Source organism: Allobosea sp. (assembly GCF_035999205.1).
GTDB lineage: Bacteria > Pseudomonadota > Alphaproteobacteria > Rhizobiales > Beijerinckiaceae > Allobosea.
Window position 1 is genome coordinate 12,821 of record NZ_DASYHA010000026.1, and the last position, 25,387, is coordinate 38,207.

At 66.9% G+C, this 25,387-nt stretch carries 23 protein-coding genes; 18 read left to right on the forward strand and 5 right to left on the reverse strand.

The features are described 5' to 3' along the window. The first annotated feature begins 148 nt into the window (after positions 1-148). From VGN82_RS21960 to VGN82_RS21975, 4 genes are all read left to right on the forward strand, one after another. Positions 149-1,672 carry an ABC transporter substrate-binding protein gene (locus VGN82_RS21960; protein WP_327529213.1) on the forward strand — a complete coding sequence of 508 codons (1,524 nt, stop codon included), beginning with the start codon at positions 149-151 and terminating at the stop codon, positions 1,670-1,672. 213 nt (positions 1,673-1,885) lie between these two features. After that, positions 1,886-2,803: an ABC transporter permease gene (locus VGN82_RS21965; protein WP_327529214.1), complete on the forward strand. Its 918-nt coding sequence runs from the start codon at positions 1,886-1,888 to the stop codon at positions 2,801-2,803. Then, positions 2,803-3,684, forward strand: coding sequence for an ABC transporter permease (locus VGN82_RS21970; protein WP_327529215.1), 882 nt, complete (start codon positions 2,803-2,805; stop codon positions 3,682-3,684). Before VGN82_RS21965 ends, VGN82_RS21970 begins: the two co-directional genes overlap by 1 nt. Beyond that, positions 3,668-4,795 (forward strand): LysR family transcriptional regulator, encoded by a 1,128-nt coding sequence (locus VGN82_RS21975; RefSeq protein ID WP_327529216.1) that lies wholly within the window; start codon positions 3,668-3,670, stop codon positions 4,793-4,795. The genes VGN82_RS21970 and VGN82_RS21975 overlap by 17 nt, the downstream gene beginning before the upstream one ends. A gap of 84 nt (positions 4,796-4,879) precedes the next feature. On the opposite strand, the gene VGN82_RS21980 is transcribed toward VGN82_RS21975, so the two are convergent. Next, positions 4,880-5,878 (reverse strand): MBL fold metallo-hydrolase, encoded by a 999-nt coding sequence (locus tag VGN82_RS21980; RefSeq protein ID WP_327529217.1) that lies wholly within the window; start codon positions 5,876-5,878, stop codon positions 4,880-4,882. A gap of 259 nt (positions 5,879-6,137) precedes the next feature. Between VGN82_RS21980 and VGN82_RS21985 the strand changes: the two genes are divergently transcribed. From VGN82_RS21985 to VGN82_RS22015, 7 genes are all read left to right on the forward strand, one after another. Next, entirely contained in the window at positions 6,138-7,100 is a 963-nt protein-coding gene (locus tag VGN82_RS21985) for a LysR family transcriptional regulator (RefSeq protein WP_327529218.1), read from the forward strand. A gap of 139 nt (positions 7,101-7,239) precedes the next feature. Next, positions 7,240-8,073 (forward strand): transporter substrate-binding domain-containing protein, encoded by an 834-nt coding sequence (locus tag VGN82_RS21990; protein ID WP_327529219.1) that lies wholly within the window; start codon positions 7,240-7,242, stop codon positions 8,071-8,073. A gap of 157 nt (positions 8,074-8,230) precedes the next feature. Beyond that, complete coding sequence (locus VGN82_RS21995; protein WP_327529922.1) at positions 8,231-8,971, forward strand: amino acid ABC transporter permease; 741 nt, start codon at positions 8,231-8,233, stop codon at positions 8,969-8,971. Then, a complete protein-coding gene (locus VGN82_RS22000) occupies positions 8,968-9,822 on the forward strand; it encodes an amino acid ABC transporter permease (protein ID WP_327529220.1) in 855 nt (284 codons plus the stop codon). Before VGN82_RS21995 ends, VGN82_RS22000 begins: the two co-directional genes overlap by 4 nt. Positions 9,823-9,825: 3 nt before the next feature. Further along, positions 9,826-10,578: an amino acid ABC transporter ATP-binding protein gene (locus VGN82_RS22005; protein ID WP_327529221.1), complete on the forward strand. Its 753-nt coding sequence runs from the start codon at positions 9,826-9,828 to the stop codon at positions 10,576-10,578. Positions 10,579-10,659: 81 nt separating this feature from the next. Beyond that, positions 10,660-12,291, forward strand: coding sequence for an NAD(P)/FAD-dependent oxidoreductase (locus VGN82_RS22010; RefSeq protein WP_327529222.1), 1,632 nt, complete (start codon positions 10,660-10,662; stop codon positions 12,289-12,291). 8 nt (positions 12,292-12,299) lie between these two features. Next, positions 12,300-13,466 carry an NAD(P)/FAD-dependent oxidoreductase gene (locus VGN82_RS22015; RefSeq protein WP_327529223.1) on the forward strand — a complete coding sequence of 389 codons (1,167 nt, stop codon included), beginning with the start codon at positions 12,300-12,302 and terminating at the stop codon, positions 13,464-13,466. Between the two features lie 12 nt (positions 13,467-13,478). Here VGN82_RS22015 and VGN82_RS22020 read toward each other — a convergent pair whose 3' ends face one another. From VGN82_RS22020 to VGN82_RS22030, 3 genes are read right to left on the reverse strand one after another with little or no spacing between them, the layout of a single operon-like run. Then, positions 13,479-14,321, reverse strand: a complete 843-nt coding sequence (locus VGN82_RS22020) for an HTD2 family dehydratase (RefSeq protein WP_327529923.1) — start codon at positions 14,319-14,321, stop codon at positions 13,479-13,481. 14 nt (positions 14,322-14,335) lie between these two features. Beyond that, a complete protein-coding gene (locus VGN82_RS22025; protein WP_327529224.1) occupies positions 14,336-15,493 on the reverse strand; it encodes an acyl-CoA dehydrogenase family protein in 1,158 nt (385 codons plus the stop codon). Between the two features lie 24 nt (positions 15,494-15,517). Beyond that, positions 15,518-16,648, reverse strand: coding sequence for a CaiB/BaiF CoA transferase family protein (locus VGN82_RS22030; protein WP_327529225.1), 1,131 nt, complete (start codon positions 16,646-16,648; stop codon positions 15,518-15,520). Between the two features lie 246 nt (positions 16,649-16,894). Between VGN82_RS22030 and VGN82_RS22035 the strand changes: the two genes are divergently transcribed. From VGN82_RS22035 to VGN82_RS22060, 6 genes are all read left to right on the forward strand, one after another. Next, positions 16,895-18,193: an ABC transporter substrate-binding protein gene (locus VGN82_RS22035; RefSeq protein ID WP_327529226.1), complete on the forward strand. Its 1,299-nt coding sequence runs from the start codon at positions 16,895-16,897 to the stop codon at positions 18,191-18,193. A 152-nt stretch (positions 18,194-18,345) separates the two neighbouring features. After that, entirely contained in the window at positions 18,346-19,251 is a 906-nt protein-coding gene (locus tag VGN82_RS22040; protein ID WP_327529227.1) for a branched-chain amino acid ABC transporter permease, read from the forward strand. After that, positions 19,251-20,204, forward strand: coding sequence for a branched-chain amino acid ABC transporter permease (locus VGN82_RS22045; RefSeq protein WP_327529228.1), 954 nt, complete (start codon positions 19,251-19,253; stop codon positions 20,202-20,204). The genes VGN82_RS22040 and VGN82_RS22045 overlap by 1 nt, the downstream gene beginning before the upstream one ends. After that, entirely contained in the window at positions 20,201-20,950 is a 750-nt protein-coding gene (locus VGN82_RS22050) for an ABC transporter ATP-binding protein (protein ID WP_327529229.1), read from the forward strand. Before VGN82_RS22045 ends, VGN82_RS22050 begins: the two co-directional genes overlap by 4 nt. A 3-nt stretch (positions 20,951-20,953) precedes the next feature. Then, positions 20,954-21,655, forward strand: a complete 702-nt coding sequence (locus tag VGN82_RS22055; protein ID WP_327529230.1) for an ABC transporter ATP-binding protein — start codon at positions 20,954-20,956, stop codon at positions 21,653-21,655. A gap of 105 nt (positions 21,656-21,760) precedes the next feature. Next, entirely contained in the window at positions 21,761-23,194 is a 1,434-nt protein-coding gene (locus tag VGN82_RS22060; RefSeq protein WP_327529231.1) for an aldehyde dehydrogenase family protein, read from the forward strand. A gap of 90 nt (positions 23,195-23,284) precedes the next feature. On the opposite strand, the gene VGN82_RS22065 is transcribed toward VGN82_RS22060, so the two are convergent. Continuing rightward, positions 23,285-24,409, reverse strand: coding sequence for a zinc-dependent alcohol dehydrogenase family protein (locus VGN82_RS22065; RefSeq protein ID WP_327529232.1), 1,125 nt, complete (start codon positions 24,407-24,409; stop codon positions 23,285-23,287). Between the two features lie 229 nt (positions 24,410-24,638). On the opposite strand from VGN82_RS22065, the gene VGN82_RS22070 reads away from it, so the two are divergent. Further along, positions 24,639-25,385, forward strand: a complete 747-nt coding sequence (locus VGN82_RS22070) for a glucose 1-dehydrogenase (protein WP_327529233.1) — start codon at positions 24,639-24,641, stop codon at positions 25,383-25,385. The last annotated feature ends 2 nt before the right edge of the window (positions 25,386-25,387 follow it).

Genomic DNA, 25,387 nt, shown 5'->3' on the forward strand with positions numbered 1-25,387 from the left:
AGGCCGCTGGTCCCCTGCGGACCTATGGTCGAGACAGACGGCCCGTGTCGCCATCCTCACGATGGCGACAGGCAGCCGATGCGCCCGAACTGCAAAGCAGGCGGCGCGGCGGACGGGTACGGCGACCATAAAACAGGGGATCTGATCGATGGCACGTTTCGGAATTGCATCGCTGCTGGGCGGCGTTGCCCTCACATTGCTCGGGTTGGCGGCGCAGCCGGCCCTGGCCGGCAAAGCCGACGACACCCTCAACGTCGCCTTCGCGCTCGAGCCCGAGGCGCTCGATACCTACAAGATCGCGGGCCGCGAGGGGCTCATCCTAGCCCGGCACATCTATGACGGGCTGCTCTACAAGGACCTCGACACCGGCGAGATCAAGCCGGCCCTGGCCTCGGCCTGGCGCTTCGTCGATCCGATGACGATGGAGTTCGACCTGCGCGAGGGCGTGACCTTCCATAACGGTGCGAAGTTCAGCGCCGACGACGTGGTCTACACCCTCAACACCGTGCTCGACCCGAATTACGGCACGCGCTTCCGGATCTCGGTGGACTGGATCGAGAAGGTCGAGAAGGTCTCGGACTACAAGGTCCGCATCAAGATGGCGAAGCCCTTCGCCGGTGCCATCGAGATGCTGGCCGACGCGCTGCCGATCTATCCGGCGGCCTATTTCAAGGAGGGCGGTTCGGCCGGCATGGCGGCGAAGCCCGTCGGTACCGGGCCCTACAAGCTCACCGAAATGACGCCCGGCATCCGCTACGCCTTCGAGCGCTTCGACGGCCATTACGCCGGCAGCCCGAAGGGCAAGCCTGCCATCGGCAAGATCGTGGTGCGCACCATCCCCGAGCTGAACACGCAGTTCGCCGAGCTGATGGCCGGAAAGCTCGACTGGACCTGGCGCATTCCGCCCGATCAGGCGGCCCGGCTCGCCAGCCGCGTGCAGATCGTCAACGGCCCGATCATGCGGATTTCCTATGTCGGCATGACCGTGACCGGCAAGGGCAAGGATCATCCGACCAAGAGCCTGCAAGTGCGCCGCGCCATCAGCCACGCGGTCAATCGCGAGGCGATCGTCAAGGCCTTCGCCGGCGGCGCCTCGCAGGTGCTGAACAGCGCCTGCAATCCCAAGCAGTTCGGCTGTGCGCAGGACGTCGTGAAGTACGACTACGACCCTGCCAAGGCCAAGGCGCAGCTCGCTGAAGCGGGCTTCCCCAATGGCGTCGACATCGAGATGGTCTTCGCCGCCATGCCGCGTCCGGTCGCCGAGGCGATCGCGTCCGATCTCGGCAAGGCCGGCATCCGGGTCACGCTGAACGAGCAGCAGTTCGCCGCCGGCGTGCAGAAGTGGCGCGCGGGCGAGCTGCCGGCGTTCTTCACCAACTGGGGCAGCTACGGCACCGGTGACGTCGCCTTCATCATCTCGAACTTCTTCGGCGGCGGTGCCGACGATCTGGTGCAGGACAAGGAGGTCATCGATCTCGTTACGGCGGCCGACCAGGCGCAGGACCGGGCGCTGCGCCAGGAGAACTATCGCAAGGCCCTGAAGAAGATCGCCGATCAGGCGTACTGGCTGCCGATGTACGACTTCAACATCAATTACGGCCTGTCGCAGTCGCTGGTGTTCAAGCCGCATCCGGACGAGTTCGCCCGCTGGTGGCTGTCGAGCTGGAAGTAGGCTTCGCTCACCGGGCGTCGTGGCTCGGCCTTGAAAGCACAGCGTCATCCTGGGCGACCGCAGGTCGGCCCAGGATCCATCGTAGGCGCTGTGCCTTATGATGGATCCCGGAGCAGTGCCGCTTCGCGGCTTGCCCAGGATGACGGTTCGCCCATCGGCTGGCGCTCGCCGCCGAATTCCCAGTCTCGACACAGCCTCTGGACGAAAGCCCACATGCTGCCATTCCTGACCCGCCGCCTGATCGTCGCCGCGCTCGTCGCGCTCGCGGTCTCCGGCATCGCCTTCGGTCTGATGTTCGTGGCGGGCGATCCCGCCGTCGTGCTCGCCGGCCAGGCGGGGCGGGCACAGGACGTCGAGATCATCCGGCAGGCCTATGGGCTGGACCGGCCGTTCCTGGTCCAGTTCGTCAGCTGGCTGGGGCGGGCCCTCGTCGGGGACTTCGGTACCAGCATCTATTTCAACCTGCCGGTCGCCTCGATCATCGGCGAGCGGCTGCCGGTGACGCTGGTCCTCGGCAGCACCGCTTTCCTCGCCGCGATGCTGGTCGCGATGCCGCTCGGCATCCTCGCCTCGCTGAAGCCCGGCGGCTGGATCGATCGCTTCGCTCTGCTGGTCGCGGTGACCGGGCAGGCGATCCCGAGCTTCTGGCTCGGGCTGATCCTGATCGTCGTCTTCGGGGTCTGGTGGGGCATGGTGCCAATCTCCGGCACCGAAAGCTGGCAGGGCTTCATCCTGCCCGTCGTCGTGCTGAGCTACTATGCCATGCCGGCACTGATGCGGCTGACGCGCGCCGGCATGATCGAGGTGCTGGGCGCCGACTATATCCGCACCGCGCGCGCGAAGGGGGCGGCGCAGACGCGCGTCCTGCTGGTCCATGCGCTGCGCAACGCCGTGCTGCCGCTGGTTTCACTGGCCGCGGTGCAGTTCGGCCTGATGCTGTCGGGCTCGATCGTGATCGAGAGTGTCTTCGCCATCAACGGGCTCGGCCGGCTCGCCTGGGAGTCGCTGCTGCGCAGCGACCTGCCCGTGGTGCAGGCGATCATCCTGATCCTGTCGCTGGTCTATGTGACGCTTACGACGGCGGCCGACCTGATCAACGCCTGGCTCGACCCACGCCTGAGGAGCGCCTGATGACGACGCTCGAACTCGATCCAACCGTTCTGCAGCGCCGCCGGGTCTGGCGCCGGGTGCGGCGCGACACCGGCATCCTCCTCGGCGGCGGGCTGCTCGCTCTGCTGATCCTGATCGCGCTGCTGGCGCCCTGGCTCGCGCCGCATGACCCCGTCGCGCAGGATCTGACGCGCCGGCTGCTGCCGCCGTTCTGGCAGGCCGGGACCGATCCGGCGCACTGGCTGGGCACCGATCACCTCGGTCGCGACTATCTTTCGCGGCTGATCTACGGGGCGCGGGTCTCGCTCGGCATCGGGCTCGGCGTCACGCTTTGCGCCGGGGTGATCGGGACGATGCTCGGTCTGCTCGCCGGCTATTTCGGCGGCCGCACCGACATGCTGATCAGCTTCATCATCACGACGCGCCTGTCGCTCCCGATTGTGCTGGTCGCGCTTGCGGCCGTGGCGCTGGGCGGCGCCTCGCTGCAGACACTGGCGATCGTGCTCAGCCTCTTGCTCTGGGACCGATTCGCAGTCGTGGTGCGGGCGGCGACGCAGGGGCTCGCCGGTCGCGAGTTCGTCCAGGCCTCGCGCTCCTTCGGCGCCTCGCACCTATTCCTGATGCTGCGGAGCATCCTGCCCAACCTGCAGAACACGCTGATCGTCGTGGCGACGCTGGAGGTGGCGAACGTGATCCTGCTCGAGGCGGCGCTGTCCTTCCTTGGCCTTGGCGCCCGGCCGCCGACGCCCTCCTGGGGGCTGATGATCGCCGAGGGGCGCGAGCAGATCCTGTTCGACCCATGGCTGATCGCCCTGCCGGGTTCCGCACTGTGCCTCCTGATCCTCGCGGTCAACCTGCTCGGCGACGGTGTACGCGACGCGCTCGATGCAACGCGTTCCTGACCACGACTTCCGGCCGGCGATCCCGGTGAGTGGCCAGGGCGGCAAGCGTCACGGCGGCTGGCTTGCGATTCCTTTCCGCGGGCGCGAAAAGGAGGCTCCGCGAGAGGAGGCCGGCGCGCAGCCGGGAAAAGGGTTCGTGACGGCGAAGCGCCCAAAACTGCATCACCTGAACTGGAACCTCCTGCACACGTTCCTGGTGATCGTCGAGGAGCGCAGCATCACGCGTGCGGCGGATCGGCTGCTGGTGCGCCAGCCTTCCGTGAGTGCTGCTCTGCAGCGCCTGGAGGAGACGCTCGGCGGCCAGCTCGTGCAGCGCGACAGCCGCCGCTTCGTCCTGACCAAGCGCGGCGAGCTGCTGCACAAGGAATGCGTCGACATCTATCGCAGCGTCGCGAGGATCGGTGACAAGCTGTCCGAGGAGCATGACGAGCTGACGGGGCTGGTGCGGATCCAGGTCGTCACCCATGTCGTCCTGCCCGCGCTGGACCGGGCACTCACCCAGCTCAATCGCAATCACCCTTCCGTCACCGTCCGCATCGACGTCGCCAACAGCCACGACATCGTCCGCTCGGTTTCGCAGAAGCTCGGGCCCTTCGGGATCTGCCTTTTGCCGAACCCGCTCGCCGGCTTGAGCTGCCGGCGCCTGCTGCGCGAAGAATTCGGCATCCTGTGCGGGCGCGACCACCCGCTGCATGGCCGCAGCGAGGTGCCGCTGCACGACCTGGCGGACGAGCCCTTCGTCGCCCTTGCCTGCGGGCAGGACGGGGCGCTGGAGCCGATGGTCGCGCTGCGCGAAGGGGTGGGGCTCGGCAGCCGAACGGTCGGAACCAGCCCCAATCTGGAGGAGGTCGCCCGGATGATCGCCGCCGGCATGGGCATTGGCATCCTGCCGCTCGCCTCCGTGCAGGATGCAATGGATGCCGGTACGCTCTGGAACCTGTCCGCCGCGGGCGCCGACCTTGGAGCGGACCTCTACCTGATCAGCAATCCGTCGCTGGAGATGAGCCCGGCCGAAGCTGCCTTCCAGCGCCTGCTCGAGGCCGAGATCGAGCTGGACGAGGCGTCGTCAGCCCCGGATCTCGTGGACCTGTTGCCCGACCCGGCGGCTTAGTTTCTCGTCGGCCGCGGGGAGGCGGCATCCCGGATACACCGGGATGCCTGTCTGAGTGAGGCCGGGCGATCCGGCCGGCGCCCTTCAGACGGGGATCAACTGCATCGGCGCGGGAAGGTAACGGAAGCCGTCGCCCGCCTTCACCAGGTTGCCGAAGCCCGGCCAGGCGAAGTGATAGGACATCACCGGCGTCTTCTCCTCGGTCAGCATCGTCAGAAGCCTGACGCGCGACTGCACGGCCTGCTTTGGATCGCTGTCATAGGCGAATTCGAGGCGCGGATTCTCGGTCAACAGGATGGCGTGATGTGTCAGGTCGCCGAGGAAGGCGAAGGATTTCCCGCCCGAGGCGACCTTGAAGATGTGGTGGCCGATGGTGTGGCCAGGCGCTGCGAGCGCCTGCACGCCGGGCAGGAACTCCTGCTGGTCCTTGAAGAAGACGATGCGGTCGCGCACCGGCAGCAGATTGGCCCGCGCATGCTCGATGAAGGCCTTCAGCGGCGAGCCGAGCTTGCTTTCATCGGTCCAGAAATCGAAATCGACCTGGCTGATATGGATCCGGGCATTCGGAAAAAGCGCCTTGCCGTCAGCGGTGCAGATGCCGCCGATATGGTCGATATGGGCGTGGCTGCAGACGATGTCGTCAATGTCCCCGGGCTTGATGCCGGCCTCTTCCAGGCTTTTCAGCAGGCGCCCGGTGGTCGGGCCGAAGGCCTTCGAGAAACCCATGCCGGTGTCGAACATGACGAGGCGGTCGCCGAAGTTCACGACCGGAATGTTCTGCTCGAGGACGACGTTATCCTTGGGCAGGAAGTTGGTCTCGAGCATGCCGTAGACGGTTTCCTTCGGCACGCCGAGGAAACTGGAGCCGGGATCACCCAATGGCAGCGGACCGTCGGAAACGACCGTGACCTCGGCCGTGCCGAGCATGAAGCGGTAGAAATAGGCCGGTTGGGTCTTGGAAAGCGGCGCCTTTGCAAGAGCCGGGGCACCGAGCGGAAAGGCGGCTCCGGCTGCAAGGGCCGCTGCCGAGCCCAGGAACCCGCGACGGCTGGCGGACGGCAGACGGAACTGGTCGTTCGACATGGCATTTCCTCCTGTGTGCTGTGGGGCCGGCGTTGGCCGCCGGCATGTTGTCGTCGGACGTGCGGGAGCCCGACCAGGCCGCGATCCGCCCGAGCGCGACGATGCACCTGCGTCGGTGCCTGGACCAATATCGGTTCGCTCTAGCGGCCATAACGCAAAGCTGCCGATAGGGCAGGGTGGGTGTAGCCTAGTCACGGCCGCATCGCGTCGCTATGGAGGCGGGCGGCATCCGCACGGTCATTGCGAGACGAAAACGGCGATGGATCTACGCCAGCTCCGCTATTTTGCGGCCATTGTCGAACAGGGCTCCTTCTCGAAGGCGGCGACCAAGCTGCGCGTGGCGCAACCGGCGCTTAGCCAGCATCTTCGCCATATGGAGGATGAGCTCGGCGTCGCGCTCCTGCATCGCGGCACGCGCGGCGTCCTGCCGACGGAGGCCGGCGAGCGTCTTCTGGCCCGGGCCCGCGTCATCCTTGCCGAGTTCGCTGCCCTGCCGGAGCAGGTGCGCGGCGAGGCCGAGCTGCCTGCCGGCGAGGTCCGGATCGGCCTGCCCGGAACGGTGAGCGAACAGTTCAGCGTGCCGCTGATCCAGGCGGCGCGCGAGCGCTACCCGGCCATTCGCATCCGCATCGCCGAGGCGATGAGCGGCTTCGTGCTGGACTGGCTCAGGCGTGGCGATGTCGACCTCGCCATGATCTATTCGACCTCCGACCCGAAGGGGCTGGGGATCCATCATGTCCTGACCGAGGAACTCTGCCTGTTCTCTGCGACCGGAGCCGCCGGCCAGCCCGCGGCGCCCGGAGAGACGGTGGCGATGGCCGATGCCGCCGCGCTGGACCTGATCCTGCCCGGGCTCGGCCACGGCCTGCGCGACCAGATCGACGAGGCGGCAGGGCAGGCCGGTACGACGATCCAGCCGGCGATCGAGATCGAATCCTACAGCCAGATCAAACGGCTGGTGGAGCAGGGCTTCGGCTACAGCATTCTGCCGCGCATGGCCGTCGCGGGGCAGGAGAGGGCCGGTGTCTTCCGGACCTGGCCGCTTGCCCGCCCCTCGCTCTATCGCAAGGTCTACCTGGCCTATTCGACCGAGCGGCCCATGCCGGCGGCGGCACGGGCGATCGGGCAACTGTCCTGGGAGATCCTGCGCGGCCTCGTCGCGGACGAAACCTGGACCGCGACCCTGGGCGAGGATGGCGGGCCGCCGCATCTCTACGGCTGAGCCTCATGTCCGCCCAGGCGGTCGACATCCCCTTTGACATGCTTTGTCGCTTGTAGGCTAGAAAGCGTCGCATTTCGGCGCTTCCCCGCCGCGCTGGACCGAAACTCTAGCGGCAAGATCAAAAGGGGATATCGCAGCCATGAAACACTTCGCCACGCTCGCGCTCGCCTGCGCCGCCGCACTCGCCGCACCGCTTGCCGCCCTGCCGGCCCTCGCCCAGGATTCCCTCGCGAAGATCAAGGAGAAGGGCGTCCTCTCCGTCGGCGTTAAGAACGACTACAAGCCGTGGGGCTTCCTCGAGCCGTCGGGCAAGATCGTCGGGCTCGAGATCGATCTCGCACAGGCGGTCGCCGACAAGATCGGCGTGAAGCTCGAGATGCTGCCGGTGATTGCAGCTAACCGCATGGAGTTCCTCAAGCAGGGCCGGATCGACATGGTCATCGCGACGATGGGCGACACGGCCGAGCGTCGCAAGATCGTCGGCATGGTCGAGCCGAACTACTATGCCGGCGCCACCAATGTGCTGGCTCCGAAGAGCGCCGGGCTGAAGAAGTGGGAAGACCTCAAGGGCCGCAAGGTCTGCGCGGTGCAGGGCGCCTATTACAACCGCCGCGTCACGCAGATGTATGCGCCGGAACTCGTGGTGTTCCCCTCCGTGCCTGACGCCCTGAACGCCCTGCAGGGCAACAACTGCGTCGCCTTCCTCTTCGACGACACGCTGATCGTCTCGACACTCTCGGGCGGCGACGCGAAATGGGCGAATTACGAGATGCCGCTCGTCTCGGAAGATCCGCAGCTCTGGGCCATCGGCATCCGGCTCGAGGATATGGACGGCCCGTTCGGCAAGCTCGTCAAGGAGATGTCGACCGACTGGCACAAGAGCGGCAAGCTGCTCGAGCTCGAGACCAAGTGGGGCATCAAGCAGAGCCCCTATCTGATCGAGACCAACAAGAAGCTGAAGGCTGGCTCCTGACGTCTTGTCGGGCCCTGCCGATGCCGAACCCTCCCCGTCATCCCGGGTTTGATCCGGGATCCATCGCTGGACTGCGCACGCCACGATGGATCCCGGAGCCCCGCGTCGCTGCGTCCGGGATGGCGTGGTGGGTGAGCGCCGCGGCGAGCTTCAACCCATGATCGCTGCCTTCTTCGAGCGCTTGAACGAGACGCAGGGGCTGAACTTCTCGGTCTTCTACGACGCGTTCGATCGCTCCCGCTTCCTGACCGGGCTGTGGACGACGAGTTATATCTGCGTCGTCTCGATCCTCGCTTCGCTCGCGCTGGGCCTGCTCGGCGTCTGGATCGCCGGCAGCGGCTCGCGCCTCGGCCGGCTCCTGGTGCGCGGCTATGTGCAGTTCTTCCGCAATACGCCGCCGCTGGTGCAGCTGTCCTTCTTTTATTTCGCGATCGGTGGGCTTTTGCCGCGGGTGTCGGACGGCTTCGGCGGACAGTCGCCGCTGGTCTCCGGCACGGGCTGGGCGATCATCGCGTTCTCGCTGTTTGCGGGCGCCTTCAATGTCGAGATCTTCCGGGCCGGCATCGAGGCGGTGCCCTCGACCACGGTCGAGGCCGCTGAATCGCTCGGCTACACCCGGCTGCAGCTCTACGTCCATGTCGTGCTGCCGCTCGCCTTCCGCATCTGCCTGCCTGCGCTGAACAACAACCTCGTCAACCTCGTGAAGACGACGACGCTCGCCTACGCCATCGGCGTGCCGGAATTGCTCTACGCGGCTTCGCAAATCTGGTCGGAGAGCTTCAACGTCCGCGAGATGATGAACGTCCTGCTGGTGACCTATGTCCTGCTCGTCGGCGTGCTCGTCTTCGTCATGGGGCGCTGGGAAAAGGCGATGCGCATTCCCGGATACTCGACATGAGGGCGGGCGCAACCGACCTTCCCGTTCTGCTGCCCTATCGCGCGCCGGTGCCGATCGCGCCGACCGGCCTTGTCGCGCCTGTTCTCCTGGGTGGGGTGACGCTGGCCACCTTCGCCATCCTGTTCGGAGCATCTGTGGCCCTCGCGCAGGTTGCCGCCCGCCCGGCCGGCGAGAGCGCCGTCGCGGTGCTGCTGCGCTGGGCCCCGCTGATCTTCCAGGGCTTCCTGTTCAACATCCTGATCAGCTTCCTTTCGATGGCGCTGGGCACCGTCGTCGGCGTGCTGGTCGGCATCGCGCAGGTTTCTCTGATCGCACCGCTGCGCAAGAGCGCCTGGGGACTGACCCAATTCTTCCGCAATGCGCCCTGGTTGGTGCTGCTGTTCTACGCGATGTTCCTGCTGCCCTTCGAGTTCCGGGTCTTCGGCGTGACGATCGCCTTCCCGGCCTGGGTCAAGGCGATCATCGGGCTCGCGCTCCCGGTTGCCGCCAATGTCTCCGAGATCGTGCGCGGGGGCATCCGCTCGATCCCGTCGGGCCAGTGGGAATCGGCCGAAGCACTCGCCTTCACGCGGCGGCAGACGATGTGGATGATCATCCTGCCACAGGCGTTCAAGCGGATGATCCCGCCCTGGATGAACCTCTATGCCATCCTCACCATGGCGACGACGCTGATCTCGGTCGTCGGCATCCAGGACGGGCTGACCATCACCCGAGCGGCGCTCGTCGCCGAGAGCCGGCCGGAGCTGATGATCCCGATGTACCTGCTGCTGCTCCTGATGTTCTTCGCCTATTGCTACCCGATCGCACGGGCAACACTGGCGCTCGAACGCCGCTTCAACGTGAAAGCCTGAACCATGGCGAACCGGCATCAACTGGGCGAGCCCGTGGTGGTCGTTGCTGGCGTCGAGAAATCCTTCGGCGCCTTCGCGGTGCTGAAGGATGTCAGCCTGACCGTGCGACGCGGCGAAACCGTCTGCATCATCGGCCCTTCCGGCTCCGGCAAATCGACCCTGCTGCGCTGCATCAACGGGCTCGTGCCGATCAGCCAAGGCTCGATCACCGTGGCCGGCCGCGAGGTCAACGACCGCCAGCTCGACAAGCTGGCCCTGCGCCGCGACGTCGGCATCGTCTTCCAGCAATACAACCTCTTCCCGCACAAGACCGCGCTGCAGAACGTTATGATGGCGCCGATCCATGTGCTCAAGCAGAACAAGGCAGAGGTCGAGGAGCGCGCCAGGAGACTGCTCGCCAAGGTCGGTCTCTCCAACAAGCTTGCGAGCTATCCCGGCGAGTTGTCCGGCGGACAGCAGCAGCGGGTCGCGATCGCACGCTCGCTGGCGATGAATCCGAAGGTGATGCTGTTCGACGAGGTCACCGCGGCGCTCGATCCCGAAACCAAGAAGGAGGTTCTGGTGACGATCCAGGATCTCGCTGCCGAGGGCATGACCTGCATCCTGGTGACCCATGAGATGGGCTTCGCCCGCGAGGTCGCCGACCACGTCTACTTCACCGATGGCGGCCTAATCGTCGAGCACGCGCCGCCGGCCGAGCTCTTCGGCGCGCCGAAGGAGGAGCGTACCCGGGCCTTCCTCGACAAGGTGCTCTGACGACGCCGTGCCTTGCCAGATCGGCCGGCACGGAGCCGGCCGGAAACACCACCGGTATCTTCCCAGGGAGCGAAACGCGCCATGGCTTCGACCATCCCGCCCGATCCGAAATCCGTGGCCGGCAAGGCCCTGCAGGTCGAGGAGCGTACGCAGCTTCTCGTGATCGGCGCCGGGCCGGCCGGTCTCGCAGCTGCGATCGAGGCGGCCGGGCAGGGCCTCTCGGTCGTTCTGGTCGACGAGAACCCGGTCGCCTTCAAGACGATGGGCGACGAGGTGCCGCTGCACTACGGGCAGGGCATGTCGGGGCTGGCGCGCAACCGCAACGCCATGCTGGAGGCCTTCATTGCCTCCGAGCCTCAGATCGAGATCGCCTTCGAGGCTGGCGTCGATGTCCGTCTCGGCACGAGCTGCTGGGGGCTCTACACCAACGGGCCTTCGGTCAGCTGGTTGCCGGGCCTTGTCGCCGGGCTGAATGACGAGGAGCGTTCCTGGATGCTCCAGGCGGATCATGTCGTGGTTGCCGCGGGCCGCCGCGACATGGGGCTCGGCTTCCCCGGCTGGGAGAGGCCAGGCGTGATGGGCGCGACCGCTGCCGTGTCGCTCGCCACGCGCTATGGCGCGCTTGCGTCGCGCCGGGTCGTGGTGCTGGGGTCGTCGACCGAGGCAGGGACAGCCGCGCTGTCGCTGCGCGAAGCCGGTGTCGAGATCGCGGCCATTGTCGAGCAGGCGGCTGAGCCGCTGGCCCGGCCGGATCTGATCGCGACACTGCAAAAAGCTGGCGTGGACATCCTGACCGGCCATGTCGTGCGCGAGGCCCTTGGCCGCGATGGTGTCGAGGCGGCACTCGTCGGCGCGGTCGATGCCGCCGGCCGCCCGACTGGCGCGGAGCGCGAAATCGCCTGTGACGGTATCGTGCTCGCTGTCGGCGCGACGCCCGTGGTCGACCTTCTCGATGCGCTCGGCTGCAAGGTCGCGTTCCAGGACGAACGCGGCGGCTATGCGCCGCTGGTCGATGCCGACCAGCGCACCAGCCTTCGTCCTGTCTTCGCGGTGGGGGATTGTGCCGGCATCTGGCCGTCGAAGTCACTGGACCGTGCGGTCGCGGAGGCGGAAGGACGGCGCGCCGTGGCGGCGATCATCCGGGATCTCGGGCTCGACGACGGTCGCGCCGTGCTGGACGCTGTCGCGCCCGACGCCGCGAGCCATGACATCGGCGCCTATCGCCTGGCCTGGGTGCGCGCCAGCGTCATCGAGGCAAAGGCCGAATTCCACGTCTGCCAGTGCGAGGAGGTGACCGCGCGCGAGATCCTGGAGGTGCGGCCGCCGCGCTATCTCGACTGGCAGAACGAGCGTCGTAATGACCGTTCACTTGCGGCATTGCTCGGCGATGAGCCGCCCAATCCCGACCAGATCAAGCGCTTGACCCGCGCCGGCATGGGGCCCTGCCAGGGCCGGCGCTGCCGCGAGCAGGTCGCGGCGCTGCTGGCGCTGGGCTCGGCGATGCCGTTGTCGTCGATCCCGCTCGCCGGCTATCGCGCGCCGGTCAGGCCGCTGCCGCTCGCGATTGCCGGCCAGATCCCCGAGCCGCCGGAGCAGGCCGAGCACTGGGACACCTGGTTCGGCATGCATGCGCAATGGCGCCCGTTCTGGGAGGTGCCGGAGTTCTACACGGTCGCAAGCAACGACGCGACCGGGCCCGTGGCGAGCGAGTGAGGTCGAGCATGAGCGAGATCAAGGGAGCTTCCGTCGTCATCGTCGGCGGCGGCGTCACCGGGCTCAGCGCCGCCTGGTGGCTGGCGCGTGGGGGCGTCGATGTCCTCGTGATCGAGAAGGGGATGATTGGCTGGGAGGCCTCGGGCCGCAATGGCGGCGGCTGCTCGCACCATCATTCGCCGCTCTTCCTCGAGGAGCAGCGGCTCTGGCCGCAGATGGATGAACTTCTCGGCTACCCCACCGAGTTCAGCGGCAGCCGTATCCGACTGGCGTCGAGCGAGCAGCAGATGGCGCTCTATGGCCGGGCGCTGTCGAACGCGAAGCGGCAGGGTTTCGACTCAGAGATCCTCGATACGAGGCAGATCAAGGAACTCGTGCCGCTCGCCGGCGACAACATGGTCGGCGGCTATTTCTACAAGTTCGGCGGCCACGCCAATCCGCACCGCACCCTGCAGGGCTATGCCTGGGCGATGCAGGACCATGGCGGGCGCGTGATGCAGCACTGCGCCGTGACGGGCTTTCGGACGGCAGGCGGCAAGGTGACGGGCGTCGAGACCGAGCGCGGCTTCGTGCCTTGCGATCATCTCGTCCTCGCCGCCGGCCCCCAGACCGGCCGGCTCTCGGCCATGCTCGGGCAGGAGGTGCCGGTGGCATCCGCCCGCTGCGAGATGGTCGTTACCGAGCCGCTGCCGCTGATGCCCTATGGCGGCGTCGACGGGAACGGCCTCTATGGACGCCAGACGCTGCGCGGCAACCTGGCCTATGGCGGCGGCCCGCATGAATGGCTCGACATTGCCGGCAACGAGGCTCCGGCCAAGCCGACGACGCCGCTGATGGGCCATATCGGCCGCCGGCTGGCGGAACTGCTGCCCAAGGCGGCGCATGCCCGGATCATCCGCTCCTGGGCCGGGGTGATCGAGAACACGCCGGACGGTCGGCCCGTCATCGACCGGCTCGATTCACAGGCGAATGTCGTGGTCGCGACGCTGTCGAGCGTCGGCTTCGGCCTGTCGCCGGCCAGCGGCCGCGCGATCCGCGACCTGGTGATCGACGGCGCGTGCAGTTTCGCCGACATCTCCTCCTTCAAGCTCTCGCGCTTCGCGCATCTCGAGCCGAACTGGCGCGAATTGCAGGGCTGGCAGGCCCAGGCGGCGGCAGAGTCGATCGTGGCCTGAGCCAGGATCTGGTCAGGCGAGCCTGGCCGTTCCCTCCATCCGCAGGCGTCCGTCGGCGCCCTCGGTCCAGGTCCGTATGCTGCCGTCGTCCTGCCGCTCGGCCTTAACCCGGAAGGCGGTGCCCGCGACCAGTGGGCTGACGCCGCGATAGTCCAGCCTGAGGGTTGAGCGCCCAGCCAGGGTCGCTGCGATGTTGAGCATCAGCGTCGCCTGGATCGGGCCATGCACGACGAGCCCGGCATAGCCTTCCTCCTGCGTCACATAGGGCAGGTCGTAATGGATGCGGTGGCCGTTGAAGGTGAGCGCCGAGTAGCGGAACAGCAGGACCGGGCCGGCCTCGACCGTCCAGCTCAGATCGGCGGGCTGAGGCTCGGCCGTCGGCGTAGCGGGCGCTGCGGCGGGAAGGCTCGAGGCCTCGCGATAGACGATGTTGTGGCGTTCGCGGAGCGCCAGCCCGCGCGGCGTCGAGATCTCGTGATCGACGGCGACGAAGCAGAGCGGCCCGGTGCGGCCGTCCTTTGCGGTGACGTCTCCGATTCGCGAGCGGCGCGTGACGAGATCGCCTTCGCGCAAGGGCGCCAGCGTCTCGATCGAGCCGCCGGCCCACATGCGTCGCGGCAGCGGCACGGGCGGGAGGAAATCGCCCTTGGCGGGGTGCCCGTCGTTGCCGAGGGCGGACATCGGCGCGATCGACGGCGCGAGGCACCAATGCAAGGCGAGTGGAGCGTCGCTGGCAGAGAAGTGGGCGAGGTGCGGCGCAAAGGTAGCGACATAGCTCGCGATCAGACGCGGCGTGACGAGGTCGGAGGCTTCTTCCGTCCTGCCGATCCAGCTTCTGAGGTGGTCGATGTCCATGGCTGCCACTGTGCTCAATACGATCTCGGCATGCCCAGCACATGCTCGGCGAGATAGGACAGGATCAGGTTGGTCGAGATCGGTGCCACCTGATAGAGCCGCGTCTCACGGAACTTGCGCTCGACGTCGTACTCCTCGGCGAAGCCGAAGCCGCCATGCGTCTGGATGCAGGCATTGGCGGCCTCGAAGGAGGCGTCCGCCGCCAGCATCTTGGCCATGTTGGCTTCTGCGCCCGGGTTCTCGCCGGCCTCGTAGAGGCGGATCGCCTCGCGCACCATCAACTCGGCGGCGCGCATATTGGCGTAGGCCTTCGCGATCGGGAACTGGATGCCCTGGTTCTGGCCGATCGGCCGGCCGAAGACCTGGCGCTCCTTGGCATAGGCCGAGGCCTTCTCGATGAACCATTTCGCATCGCCGACGCATTCGGCCGCGATCAGGATGCGCTCCGCGTTCATGCCGGCGAGGATGTAGCGAAAGCCCTTGCCCTCCTCGCCGACGAGGTTCGCGGCGGGCACCTTCACATTGTCGAAGAAAACCTCGGTCGTGGCGTGGTTCATCATCGTACGGATCGGGCGGATGGTCAGTCCGGCCTGCAGCGCCTCGCGCATGTCGAGGATGAAGACCGAAAGCCCGTCCGTGCGCTTCTGCACCTGATCTCGGGGCGTGGTGCGTGCCAGCAGGAGCATCAGGTCGGACTGGGCGGCGCGGCTCGTCCAGATCTTCTGGCCATTGACGACATAGTGGTCGCCCTCGCGCCTCGCGGTGGTGCGCAGGCTCGTGGTGTCGGTGCCGCTGGTCGGCTCGGTGACGCCGAAGGCCTGCAGGCGCAGCTCGCCTGAGGCGATTTTCGGCAGATAGCGCAGCTTCTGCTCCGGCGAGCCGTGGCGCAGCACCGTGCCCATCACATACATCTGCGCATGGCAGGCGGCGCCGTTGCAGCCCTGGCGCTGGATCTCCTCCATGATCACGGCCGCGGCCGAAAGCGGCAGGCCGGCGCCGCCGAATTCCTCCGGGATCAGCGCCGAGAGGAAGCCGCTTTCCGTCAGAGCGGCGACGAACTCGGCCGGGTAGGCCATCTCGCGGTCGAGCCTGCGCCAGTACTCGCCGGGGAAGTCGGCGCAGAGCCTCGCGACGGCGTCGCGGATTTCGGCGTGATCTGAAGACTGATGCATGGGCCTTGTCTGTCGTTGTCTGGCCTAGTGGCCGGTGCTGAATTCAGCTCGGATCGTCTCGTCGTGCTGGCCAAGCGCCGGCACGGGCCGCATCCGCACCCGCTCGCCGTCGACGATCGCGGGCGGCGCGAGAACCTCGACCGGACCGGAGGGGGTCTCGACGGGAAGAGCCGTCGCGGCGGGGTGGGCGATGAGGTCGCCGACGCTGGAGACCGTGCCATAGGCGATCGCGTAGCGGTCGAGCGCGGCGGCAACCTCCTTGAACGGCCGGGTCGCGAGCAGGGCCTGCACTTCCGCATCCACGACATCGCGCTGCCGCACCCGCAGGACATTGGTCGCGAAGCGAGGATCCTCGGCGAGTGCGGCGCTTCCCAGCACCTCGCGCGTCAGGATCTGCCATTCGCGCTCGCTCTGGATCGAGATCAGCAGATTGCCATCGGCGGTGGCGAATACCCCGTAGGGCGCGATCGAGGGATGGGCGAGGCCCAGACGCGGCGGCTCGATGCCGCCATAGCGGCGGGTGAGGTAGGGCACGTTCATCAGGTCGCCGAGCGTGTCGAACAGCGAGAGCTGTATGGACGATCCTTCGCCGGTCTTCGCGCGCCGGAGCAGAGCCTCCAGGATCGCGGCATAGGCAGCTTGCCCGGTCGCGATATCGGCGATCGAGACACCGATCCGCGAAGGTCCGGAGGACTGCGTTCCGGTGATCGCCGCAAGGCCTGATTCAGCCTGTACCAGCAGGTCATAGGCCTTGCGGGTGTGGTGCGGGGTGCCGGGAGCATAGCCGGAGATGTCGCAGGTGATCAGCCTGGGATAGCGCGCGCGCAGCTCGGCCGCGCCCAGGCCCAGCCGCGTGGTGGCGCCCGGCGCGAGATTCTGGATGAAGATGTCGGCCTTGCCCAGCATGGCCTCGACCATGGCACGGTCGTCGGCCTGCTTGAGATCGACGCGGCAGGATTCCTTGCCCCGGTTCAGCCATACGAAATAGGAGGAAAGGCCTTTCGCATAGTCGTCATAGCCACGCGCGAAGTCGCCCTCAAAGCGCTCCAGCTTGATTACCCGTGCGCCGGCATCGGCCAGCTTGCAGGTCGCGGTCGGGACGGCCACGGCCTGCTCGAGCGCAACCACCAGAATTCCCTCGAGGGCGTCAATCATCGTTCCTGCATTCCGTCGGCCATCGCGGCAGACGGGGCGTCGAATGGCCGGCGAAGTCAAATAGGCTTTTGCGATGCGGGCCATAGCGAAATGCTGGCAGTGGCGCGATCTCCATAGGTAATCGCTATGGCCCTCATCGTTTTATCCTACTTGTCCTGATTGGCAGCCCATGCACCCCTCTGCCTCTAGGCAGCGTGCCGCCCAAGAGCGCGCTCCAGAGGAATCCCAGGGAGAGGAATGATGGCAATGAAGGCATCCGCTGCGGTCGCATTCGCGTTGGGGGCCCTGCTGGCGCTGCCAGCGCAGGCGCAGGACAAGCCGAAGGAGCTGGTGGTCGGGATCGCGACCTTCCTGTCCGGGCCGGCCTCAGTCTTCGGCGTGCCCGGCAAGGCCGCGGCCGATCTGTTCTTCGAGGAGATCAACGCCAAGGGCGGCATTCTCGGCGTGCCGGTGAAGCCGGTCTATGTCGACGAGGGCGCCGGCACCAACCAGCTGATCTCGGAATATCGCCGCGTCGTGCAGGATCAGGGTGCGCAGGTGATGTTCGGCGCGATCTCGTCCGGCTCCTGCAATGCCCTGGCTCCCGTCGCCGAGGACCTCAAGGTCGTCAACGTGATGTGGGATTGCGGCACGCAGACGATCTTCGAGGAGGGCAAGTGGAAGTACTCGGTCCGCACCCAGGGCCATGCCGGCGCCGAGATGATGGCGACGCTGCTCTACCTCATGAAGACCAAGCCCGACTTCAAGACGGTCGCGGTGGTCAATCAAGATTATGCCTGGGGCCGTGAATCCTGGGCGCTGCTGCAGGCCGGGCTCAAGGCGTTGAAGCCTGACGTGAAGGTCGTTGCCGAACTCTTTCCGAAGTTCGGCGCGCCCGACTTCTCGACCGAGATCACGCGGCTCTCGGCGCTGCGTCCCGACGTGGTGATCTCGACCTCCTGGGGCGGGGATCTCGATACCTTCGTCCAGCAGGCGGCGGCGCGAGGACTGCTCAAGCAGTCGACCTTTGTGCTGCCGTTGGCCGAAAGCTCGCTGGAGCGGCTGGGCAATGTGCTGCCGGAGGGCGTGATCGTCGGCTCGCGCGGCGACCATTATTTCCTGCACCCGAAGCATAAGAATTCGCCGGAGATGCAGGCCTTCGTGAAGGCCTACAAGGCCAAGACCAGCGTCTATCCGATCTATCCGACCTTCCACATGAACCAGGCCGTGACCGGGCTGGTGAAGGCCTATGAGAAGGCCGGCGCCGCTGCAGGCGGCAAGTGGCCGACGAAGGAGCAGGTCATCGCCGCCTTCGAGGGGCTGGAGTTCAAGTCGCTGACCGGGACGATCACGATCCGCTCGGACCATCAGGGGCTCGAGGACCAGATGCTCGGCACCACCAAGCGCGTCCCGGAATATCCCTTCGCGGTCTACGACAAGATCGCGCTCTATCCCGGCAAGCTCGTGACGACGCCGGTCGGCGAGAAGTCGCTCGACTGGTTCGCCAAGGTGAAGCCGGAGCTGGTCAACGACAAGTCGATCGAGACCTTCGATTATTCGAAGTAGGGCGCTCATTCGCCAGTCGCGGTCATCCCGGACGAGCGGCACAGCCGCGATGATCCGGGATCCATGCCGGAACGGTTCAGGCATGGATCCCGGGTCTCTCATGGGTCGCCCGGGATGACGAGGTCGAGACAATCTCCCGAGAACAGGCCGCAATGCCTCTTGAAATGCTCTTCCTCGCCGCGCTCGACGGCATCGCTTATGGCTCGCTGATCTTCCTGGTCGCGGTCGGGCTGTCGCTGATCTTCGGTGTGCTCGGCGTACTCAACGTCGCCCATGGCTCGTTCTACGCGATCGGCGCCTATGTGGCGGCGAGCGCGGTGCTGGCAGCGGCCGGCATGGGACTGCCGACCTGGCTCGCCTTTCCGCTCTTCCTGATCTCGGCGATCCTCGTCGGCGTCGTGGTCGGCGGCGCCGTCGAGGCGCTGCTGCTGCGGCGCATCTACGGCAAGGAGGAGGTGCTGCAGCTTCTCGTGACCTTCGCCGTCTTCATGATCCTGGAGGATGCACAGAAGGTGATCTTCGGCGTGCGACCGCTCTTCGCCAACGCGCCGATGAACTGGCTCGGCACGGTCGAGGTCTTCGGCATCTACTACACCAGCTACCAACTCATCCTGATCCCATTGGTGGCGTTGGCCGTTCTCGTCGGCCTCAGGCTCTTCCTGCGCCGGACTTCGTTCGGGCGAGCGATCGTGGCGGTGACGCAGGATCGCGAGGCGGCGATGGCGATGGGCATCAACGCAACGCATGTCTACCTCTTCACCTTCATCATCGGGGCCTCGCTGGCGGCACTCGGCGGCGCCCTGTCCTCGGCGACGACCTCGCTGACGCCGGGCATCGGCTCGGGGATGATCGTGCTCTCCTTCGCGGTCGCGGCGACGGCCGGGCTCGGGCGCATCGAGGGCGCAGCGGTCGCGGCGCTGATGATCGGGCTGGGGCGCTCGGCGGCGGTCTATTTCGCGCCGGAGTTCGACGTGCTGATCCCCTATCTGATCATGGTCGCGGTGCTACTGATCAAGCCGGAAGGTCTCTTCACCACGCTGCAGACGAGGAAGGTCTGATGTCGCGCCAGATTCTGATCGGCGCGCTGCTGCTCGTCGCCCTCGTCGTCTTCCCGCTGGTCTCGCCCTGGTCGACGGTCATCCTCACCGTCGCGCTCTGCGAGGGGCTGGCGGCGCTCGGCATCCTCGTGCTGCTCCGGGCGGGGCAGGTCTCTTTCGGGCACGGGCTGTTCTTCGCCTTCTCGGCCTATGTCGTGGCCTTCATGGCGGCGGCAAAGTTCGGCCATGAGGTGCTCTTGCTGGTGCCGATCGCCACCGCGGCATCGGGGTTGGTCGCGGCGCTGGTCGGGCTCTTCATCGTGCGCTACCGGGCGATCTTCTTCGGCATGCTCAACCTCGCCATCTCGATGGTGTTCTGGTCGCTGCTGGAGAAGCTGTTCTCACTGACCGGCGGCGCCGACGGCAAGCGTGTGCCACGCCCGACACTCGCCGGGATGACGCTGGAACGCGAGGCCTTCGAGTTCTGGATGTTCTACATCACGCTGGCGCTCGCCGCCGTCGCGGCAGTCGCGGTCGCGCGCTATCTGGTTTCGCCCGGTGGCAAGGCGCTGGAGGCGATCAAGTCGAACGAGACGCGGCTGGAGTATCTTGGCGTGTCGAGCCGCAAGGTGCTCTACGGCGCCTATCTGCTCTCGGGGCTGCTCGCGGGGCTTGGCGGGGCGATCATCGCGCTGGTCTCCGGCCATGTCACGCCGGAGCTCGCCTATTGGGTCCGCTCGGGCGAATTCGTCTTCATCGCGATCCTCGGCGGGGTCGGCGGCGTCGCCGGGCCCTTCCTCGGGGCGCTGATGTTCCAGATCATCCGCGGCTATGCGGCGGTTTATGCGCCCGAGACCTGGCATGCGGTGCTCGGCGTGATGCTGCTGATCATCATCTTCTTCGCGCCGAGCGGGCTCTACGGCCTGATTGCCGGGCGCAAGCGAGCGCCCGCCGTGAAGGAGGGCGCGCCATGAGCGACTTCATCCTCGAAGCCCGCGATCTCGAACTGCGCTTTGGCGGCGTCCAGGCCGCCAATGGGGCAAGCCTGAAAGTGCGGGCCAATGAGCGCATCGCCATCATCGGGCCGAACGGCGCCGGCAAGACGACCTTCATCAATCTCTGCACCGGCTATCTCAAGCCGCAATCCGGCCGCGTCATCTTCGCCGGGCAGGATGTGACGGCGCTCTCGCCGCGCGCCATCACCCGGCACGGCATCGGCCGTTCCTTCCAGATCCCGCAGCTCTTTACCGACAACACGGTGATGGAGAACCTGCTGCTGGCGCTGAGCGCGCGCGAAGGGACATGGTCGCCGTTCCAGCGGCTCGACCGCCACCCGAAGCGCGAGGAGATGGTCGCACTGCTCGACTCCATCGGGCTGCGCGAGACCGCGGAGCGCCCGGTTCGCGAATTGCCGGAGGGTATGCGCAAGCTGATCGACATCGCGGTTGCGCTCGCGCTCGATCCCAAGCTGATCTTCATGGACGAGCCGACCTCGGGTGTCTCCAGCCACGAGAAATTCCAGGTCATGGATACGCTGACCCGCGCGCTCGACGCCCGCGCCACCACGGCGATCTTCGTCGAGCACGATATGGACGTCGTCGCCCGCTATGCCGGCCGTGTCGCGGTCTGGTCGGGCGGGCGTATCGCGCTCGAAGGCACGCCCGACGAGATCCTGAACCATCCGGAGGTCCGCGAGACCGTGATCGGGGTGGGGGTCTGAGCCATGCTGGAGATCAAGGGACTTTCGGCCGAGATCGAGGGCGTACAAGTTCTGCGCAAGGTCGATTTCGCGCTGGCCGAGGGCGCGACGGTCGCGCTGATCGGCCGCAACGGAGCGGGCAAGACCAGCCTGCTGCGGGCGATCATGGGCTTCATGAAGGTCACGGCGGGGGACATCAGCTTCGACGGCCGGCCGATCCTAACGATGCCGCCGCATGAGCGGCCGCGCCTCGGCATCGGCTATGCGCCCGAGGACCGGCGCCTGTTCTCGAGCTTCTCGATCGAGGAGAACATCCGGCTTCCGGCCGAGGTGATGAAGGTGCCGGCCGCCCAGATCGCCAAGCGCCTCGATGGAATCTACCAGGTGCTGCCCGAACTGGCCGATCTGCGCCACCGGGCGGCGGCCGGGCTGTCCGGAGGGCAGGGCAAGATGGCGGCGCTGGCGCGGGCCTTGATGGTCGGCACGCGCGTCATTCTGCTCGACGAACCATTCCAGGGGCTGGCGCCCGTTCTGGCGCAGCGCTATGCGGCCGCCCTGCGCGCCTTGCGCGACAGCCATCCCGACATCGCCTTGCTCATCACCGAATCCAACCCCAGTCTGTTGCGCAGTTTCGCCGAGCGCGCCTATGCGATCGAGCGCGGCGAGGTTACGGAGGTGGCCGGCGGCCTGGTTGCGAGTTCGCTCGAAGCGGCCGGGCTGCATTAGTTCGCAGAGGGAACATGTCGTCGTCCCGGCGCTCGGCTTCGCTGGGGCCGGGATGCTGTTCTCCCTGACATTGAAAACACCATTTGTCGTATTCGGAGAATTCCCATGACCCAGCACTTCATCAACGGCCGCCATGTCGCTGGCCGCAGCGGCGAGACCATGGCGGTGCTGGCGCCTGCCACGGGCGAGGAGTTCACCCGCATCGCCTGCGGCACGGCCGAGGACATCGACGATGCGGTGAAGGCTGCGCGCGCCGCCTATGAGGGGGCCTGGGGCAAGCTGACGGCGGCGGAGCGCGGCCGGCTGATCTCGAAGCTCGGCCTCAAGGTCCTCGACCATTTCGAGGAACTCGCCAAGATCGAAGCGCAGGATACCGGCAAGCCGATGGCCCAGGCCCGTGCCGATATCGACGCGACGGCGCGCTATTTCGAGTTCTACGGCGGCGCCGCGGACAAGGTGCACGGCCACATCATCCCGTTCCTGAACGGCTACAACGTCAACGTCATCCATGAGCCGCACGGCGTCACCGGCCATATCCTACCCTGGAACTATCCGGCGCAGATGTTCGGCCGTTCGCTCACCGCGGCCCTCGCCATGGGCAATGCGGTGGTGCTAAAGCCGGCCGAGGAGGCGTGCCAGACGGCGCTGCGCCTCGCGGTGCTGGCCTCGGAGGTCGGGTTCCCCGACGGCGCGATCAACATCGTCACCGGCCGCGGCCATGAGGCGGGGGCGGCGCTCTCGGCCCATCACGGAATCGACTTCATGTCCTTCACCGGCTCGCCGGAGGTCGGCAAGATGGTGCAGCATGCCTGCGCCGACCACCTGATCCCGTGCACGCTCGAACTCGGCGGCAAGTCGCCCCAGATCGTGTTCGACGACGCTGATTTCGACGCGGCGGTGCCGATCGTCTGCAAGGCGATCGTTCAGAACACCGGACAGACCTGCTCGGCCGGCAGCCGCGTGCTCGTGCAGGAGCGCGTCTACGACGACTTCATGGGTGCGGTCGCCAAGGAGTTCACCAAGCTGCGAGCCGGCACGCCGGAGATGGACCTCGATTGCGGCCCGGTGATCAACGCCAAGCAGCGTGGCCGCGTCCAGAGCTTCATCGAGAACGCGCGCGAGGCCGGGATCCCGGTGATCGCCGAGGGGCAGATCGCGCAGGGCGTGCCGAATGGCGGCTTCTACGTGACGCCGACGCTGTTCGGAAAAGTGCCGCGCGGCAACCGCCTCGAGCAGGAAGAGGTGTTCGGCCCGGTGCTCGCGGCCTTCCCCTTCACGGACGAGGCCGACGCGATCAAGCTGGCGAACTCGACCGATTACGGCCTCGTCGCCGGCGTCTGGACCAAGGATGGCGGGCGCCAGCAGCGCGTCGCCAAGAAGGTGCGGGCCGGCCAGGTCTTCATCAACGGCTATGGTGCCGGTGGCGGCATCGAGCTGCCCTTCGGCGGCACCGGCAAGAGCGGCCATGGCCGCGAGAAGGGCTTTGCCGCGCTGGAGGAGTTCGCCGTCACCAAGACGATCGTGCACAAGCACGGGTGATCGCTATCACGATGGCCGGGCTCGTCCCGGCCATCTCATGAGAACGCTTCTCGGTCGGAGCCCGGCTCCGCCCGAGAATCGCGTCTGCCGTCACATCATGATGATGTGGCGGATGGTGCGGCCCTCATGCAGGGCGTCGAACCCTTCATTGATGCCGTCGAGCCCGCTCTGGCTGGTCATCAGCTTGTCTACCGGCAGCTTGCCGCGCTGGTAGAGATCGACGAAGCGGGGAATGTCGCGCACCGGGATGCAGGAGCCGACATAGGATCCCTTCAGCGTCCTCTCCTCGCCGACGAGGCGCACGGGCGCGAGCGAAAGGGTGTGGGCCGGGTTGGCGAGGCCGGCCGTGGTGGTGGTGCCACCGCGGCGTGTGATCTGGTAGGCGAGGTCGAGCGCCTTGACCGAGCCCGCCATCTCCAGCCCGTGATCGACGCCGCCCCTGGTTGCGGCGCGGATGGCCTCGACGACGCCGGGATCGCCGGCATTGAAAGTGTCGGTAGCGCCGAGATCGCGGGCGACGGCGAGCTTCTCATCGGACAGATCCACGGCAATGACGCGTGAGGCGCCACAGGCCGCCGCACCCAGCAGCGCGCTCAGCCCCACGCCACCGAGCCCGACTACCGCAACCGTCTCGCCGGCTCGGACCTTGGCGGTGTTCACCGCAGCACCGACACCGGTCAGCACGGCGCAGCCGAAGAGCGCCGCGATCTCATGGGGGATGTCTGCCTCGAGCTTCACCAGCGAGTGGCGCGAGATCACCGCATGTTCGGCGAAGGCCGAGACGCCGACATGGTGATGCACGGGCTTGCCGCCGACGGAAAGCCTGCGTCCTCCGCCGAGCAATTCGCCGACGCCGTTGGCAGCGTTGCCGGGTTCGCAGAGCGCCGGGCGCCCCTCGGCGCAGGGCGAGCAATGGCCGCAGGATGGCACGAAGACCATAATGACACGGTCGCCCTTCTTCAGGTCATGAACGCCCTCGCCGGGCTCCACGACCTCACCCGCCGCCTCGTGGCCGAGCACCATCGGGACGGGGCGGGGCCGGTTGCCATCGATCACCGACAGGTCCGAATGGCAGAGGCCCGCGGCCCTGACCCGGACCAGAACTTCACCGGGCCCCGGAGGCGCGAGGTCGAGTTCCTCGATCGAGAGCGGCCGGCTCTTGGCATAGGGCGCGGAAACGGGGCTGGCGTTCAGGACTGCGGCGCGGATCTTCATGCAGGCATTTCCTCGACGGGCTTCTTTGGTCGGCGTGTCGAATGCCATCGGGCCGCAAATGCGGCGGGCTGTCAAAGACCGTTTCGTGATCCGCGCCATAACCGGCAGGCATCCGTCAGGCGCAGCCGACGCCCATAGGATTTCCGTCTGAGCGGGATCGCCAAAACGAATTGGTCGCGGGCCGCCGGGCCAGCCAAAGATGGCGCCTCCAGAAAATCGAGGAAACATCATGAGACTGCAGGGCAAGACGGCGCTGATCACAGGCGCAGCGCAGGGCTTCGGGCTCGGCATCGCCGAGACCTTCACGCGCGAGGGCGCCCGCGTCGCCGTGCTCGACATCAATGGCGAGAAGGCAAAGGAGGCCGCTGCGGCGATCGGCAAAGGCGCCATCGCTGTCGCCTGCGATGTGGCCAAGGCAGCCAGTGTCGACGAAGCGGCCAAGACCGTGATCGGCGCGTTCGGGAAGCTGGACATCGTCGTCAACAATGCCGGCATCAGCCATCGCAACCAGCCGATGCTCGACGTCAGCGAGGACGAATTCGACCGGGTCTTCGCCGTCAACGTAAAATCGATCTATCTGATGGCGAAGGCGACCGTTCCCCATTTCCGCGCGAACGGCGGCGGCGTCATCCTCAACATCGGATCGACGGCCGGCATCCGCCCGCGGCCCGGTCTGACCTGGTACAATGGCTCGAAAGGCGCGGCCAACCTGATGTCGCAATCCATGGCGGTGGAACTGGCGCCGGACCGCATCCGAGTCAACGCGATTGCGCCCGTCGCCGGCGAGACGCCGTTACTGGCGACCTTCATGGGCGAGGATACGCCCGAAAAGCGCAAGGCTTTCACAGCGACGATCCCCTGGGGCCGCTTCTCGACGCCGCAGGACATCGCCAATGCCGCGCTTTTCCTGTGCTCGGATGAATCGGAAATGGTGACCGGCAGCGTTCTCGCGGTCGATGGCGGTCGCTGCGTCTGAGG

Excerpts from the sequence above, each read along its gene's own strand:
- VGN82_RS21960 (WP_327529213.1), top strand. The coding sequence starts at position 149 with ATGGCACGTTTCGGAATTGCATCGCTGCTGGGCGGCGTTGCCCTCACA.
- VGN82_RS21965 (WP_327529214.1), top strand. The coding sequence starts at position 1,886 with ATGCTGCCATTCCTGACCCGCCGCCTGATCGTCGCCGCGCTCGTCGCG.
- VGN82_RS21970 (WP_327529215.1), top strand. The coding sequence starts at position 2,803 with ATGACGACGCTCGAACTCGATCCAACCGTTCTGCAGCGCCGCCGGGTC.
- VGN82_RS21975 (WP_327529216.1), top strand. The coding sequence starts at position 3,668 with ATGCAACGCGTTCCTGACCACGACTTCCGGCCGGCGATCCCGGTGAGT.
- VGN82_RS21980 (WP_327529217.1), bottom strand. The coding sequence starts at position 5,878 with ATGTCGAACGACCAGTTCCGTCTGCCGTCCGCCAGCCGTCGCGGGTTC.
- VGN82_RS21985 (WP_327529218.1), top strand. The coding sequence starts at position 6,138 with ATGGATCTACGCCAGCTCCGCTATTTTGCGGCCATTGTCGAACAGGGC.
- VGN82_RS21990 (WP_327529219.1), top strand. The coding sequence starts at position 7,240 with ATGAAACACTTCGCCACGCTCGCGCTCGCCTGCGCCGCCGCACTCGCC.
- VGN82_RS21995 (WP_327529922.1), top strand. The coding sequence starts at position 8,231 with ATGATCGCTGCCTTCTTCGAGCGCTTGAACGAGACGCAGGGGCTGAAC.
- VGN82_RS22000 (WP_327529220.1), top strand. The coding sequence starts at position 8,968 with ATGAGGGCGGGCGCAACCGACCTTCCCGTTCTGCTGCCCTATCGCGCG.
- VGN82_RS22005 (WP_327529221.1), top strand. The coding sequence starts at position 9,826 with ATGGCGAACCGGCATCAACTGGGCGAGCCCGTGGTGGTCGTTGCTGGC.
- VGN82_RS22010 (WP_327529222.1), top strand. The coding sequence starts at position 10,660 with ATGGCTTCGACCATCCCGCCCGATCCGAAATCCGTGGCCGGCAAGGCC.
- VGN82_RS22015 (WP_327529223.1), top strand. The coding sequence starts at position 12,300 with ATGAGCGAGATCAAGGGAGCTTCCGTCGTCATCGTCGGCGGCGGCGTC.
- VGN82_RS22020 (WP_327529923.1), bottom strand. The coding sequence starts at position 14,321 with ATGGACATCGACCACCTCAGAAGCTGGATCGGCAGGACGGAAGAAGCC.
- VGN82_RS22025 (WP_327529224.1), bottom strand. The coding sequence starts at position 15,493 with ATGCATCAGTCTTCAGATCACGCCGAAATCCGCGACGCCGTCGCGAGG.
- VGN82_RS22030 (WP_327529225.1), bottom strand. The coding sequence starts at position 16,648 with ATGATTGACGCCCTCGAGGGAATTCTGGTGGTTGCGCTCGAGCAGGCC.
- VGN82_RS22035 (WP_327529226.1), top strand. The coding sequence starts at position 16,895 with ATGAAGGCATCCGCTGCGGTCGCATTCGCGTTGGGGGCCCTGCTGGCG.
- VGN82_RS22040 (WP_327529227.1), top strand. The coding sequence starts at position 18,346 with ATGCCTCTTGAAATGCTCTTCCTCGCCGCGCTCGACGGCATCGCTTAT.
- VGN82_RS22045 (WP_327529228.1), top strand. The coding sequence starts at position 19,251 with ATGTCGCGCCAGATTCTGATCGGCGCGCTGCTGCTCGTCGCCCTCGTC.
- VGN82_RS22050 (WP_327529229.1), top strand. The coding sequence starts at position 20,201 with ATGAGCGACTTCATCCTCGAAGCCCGCGATCTCGAACTGCGCTTTGGC.
- VGN82_RS22055 (WP_327529230.1), top strand. The coding sequence starts at position 20,954 with ATGCTGGAGATCAAGGGACTTTCGGCCGAGATCGAGGGCGTACAAGTT.
- VGN82_RS22060 (WP_327529231.1), top strand. The coding sequence starts at position 21,761 with ATGACCCAGCACTTCATCAACGGCCGCCATGTCGCTGGCCGCAGCGGC.
- VGN82_RS22065 (WP_327529232.1), bottom strand. The coding sequence starts at position 24,409 with ATGAAGATCCGCGCCGCAGTCCTGAACGCCAGCCCCGTTTCCGCGCCC.
- VGN82_RS22070 (WP_327529233.1), top strand. The coding sequence starts at position 24,639 with ATGAGACTGCAGGGCAAGACGGCGCTGATCACAGGCGCAGCGCAGGGC.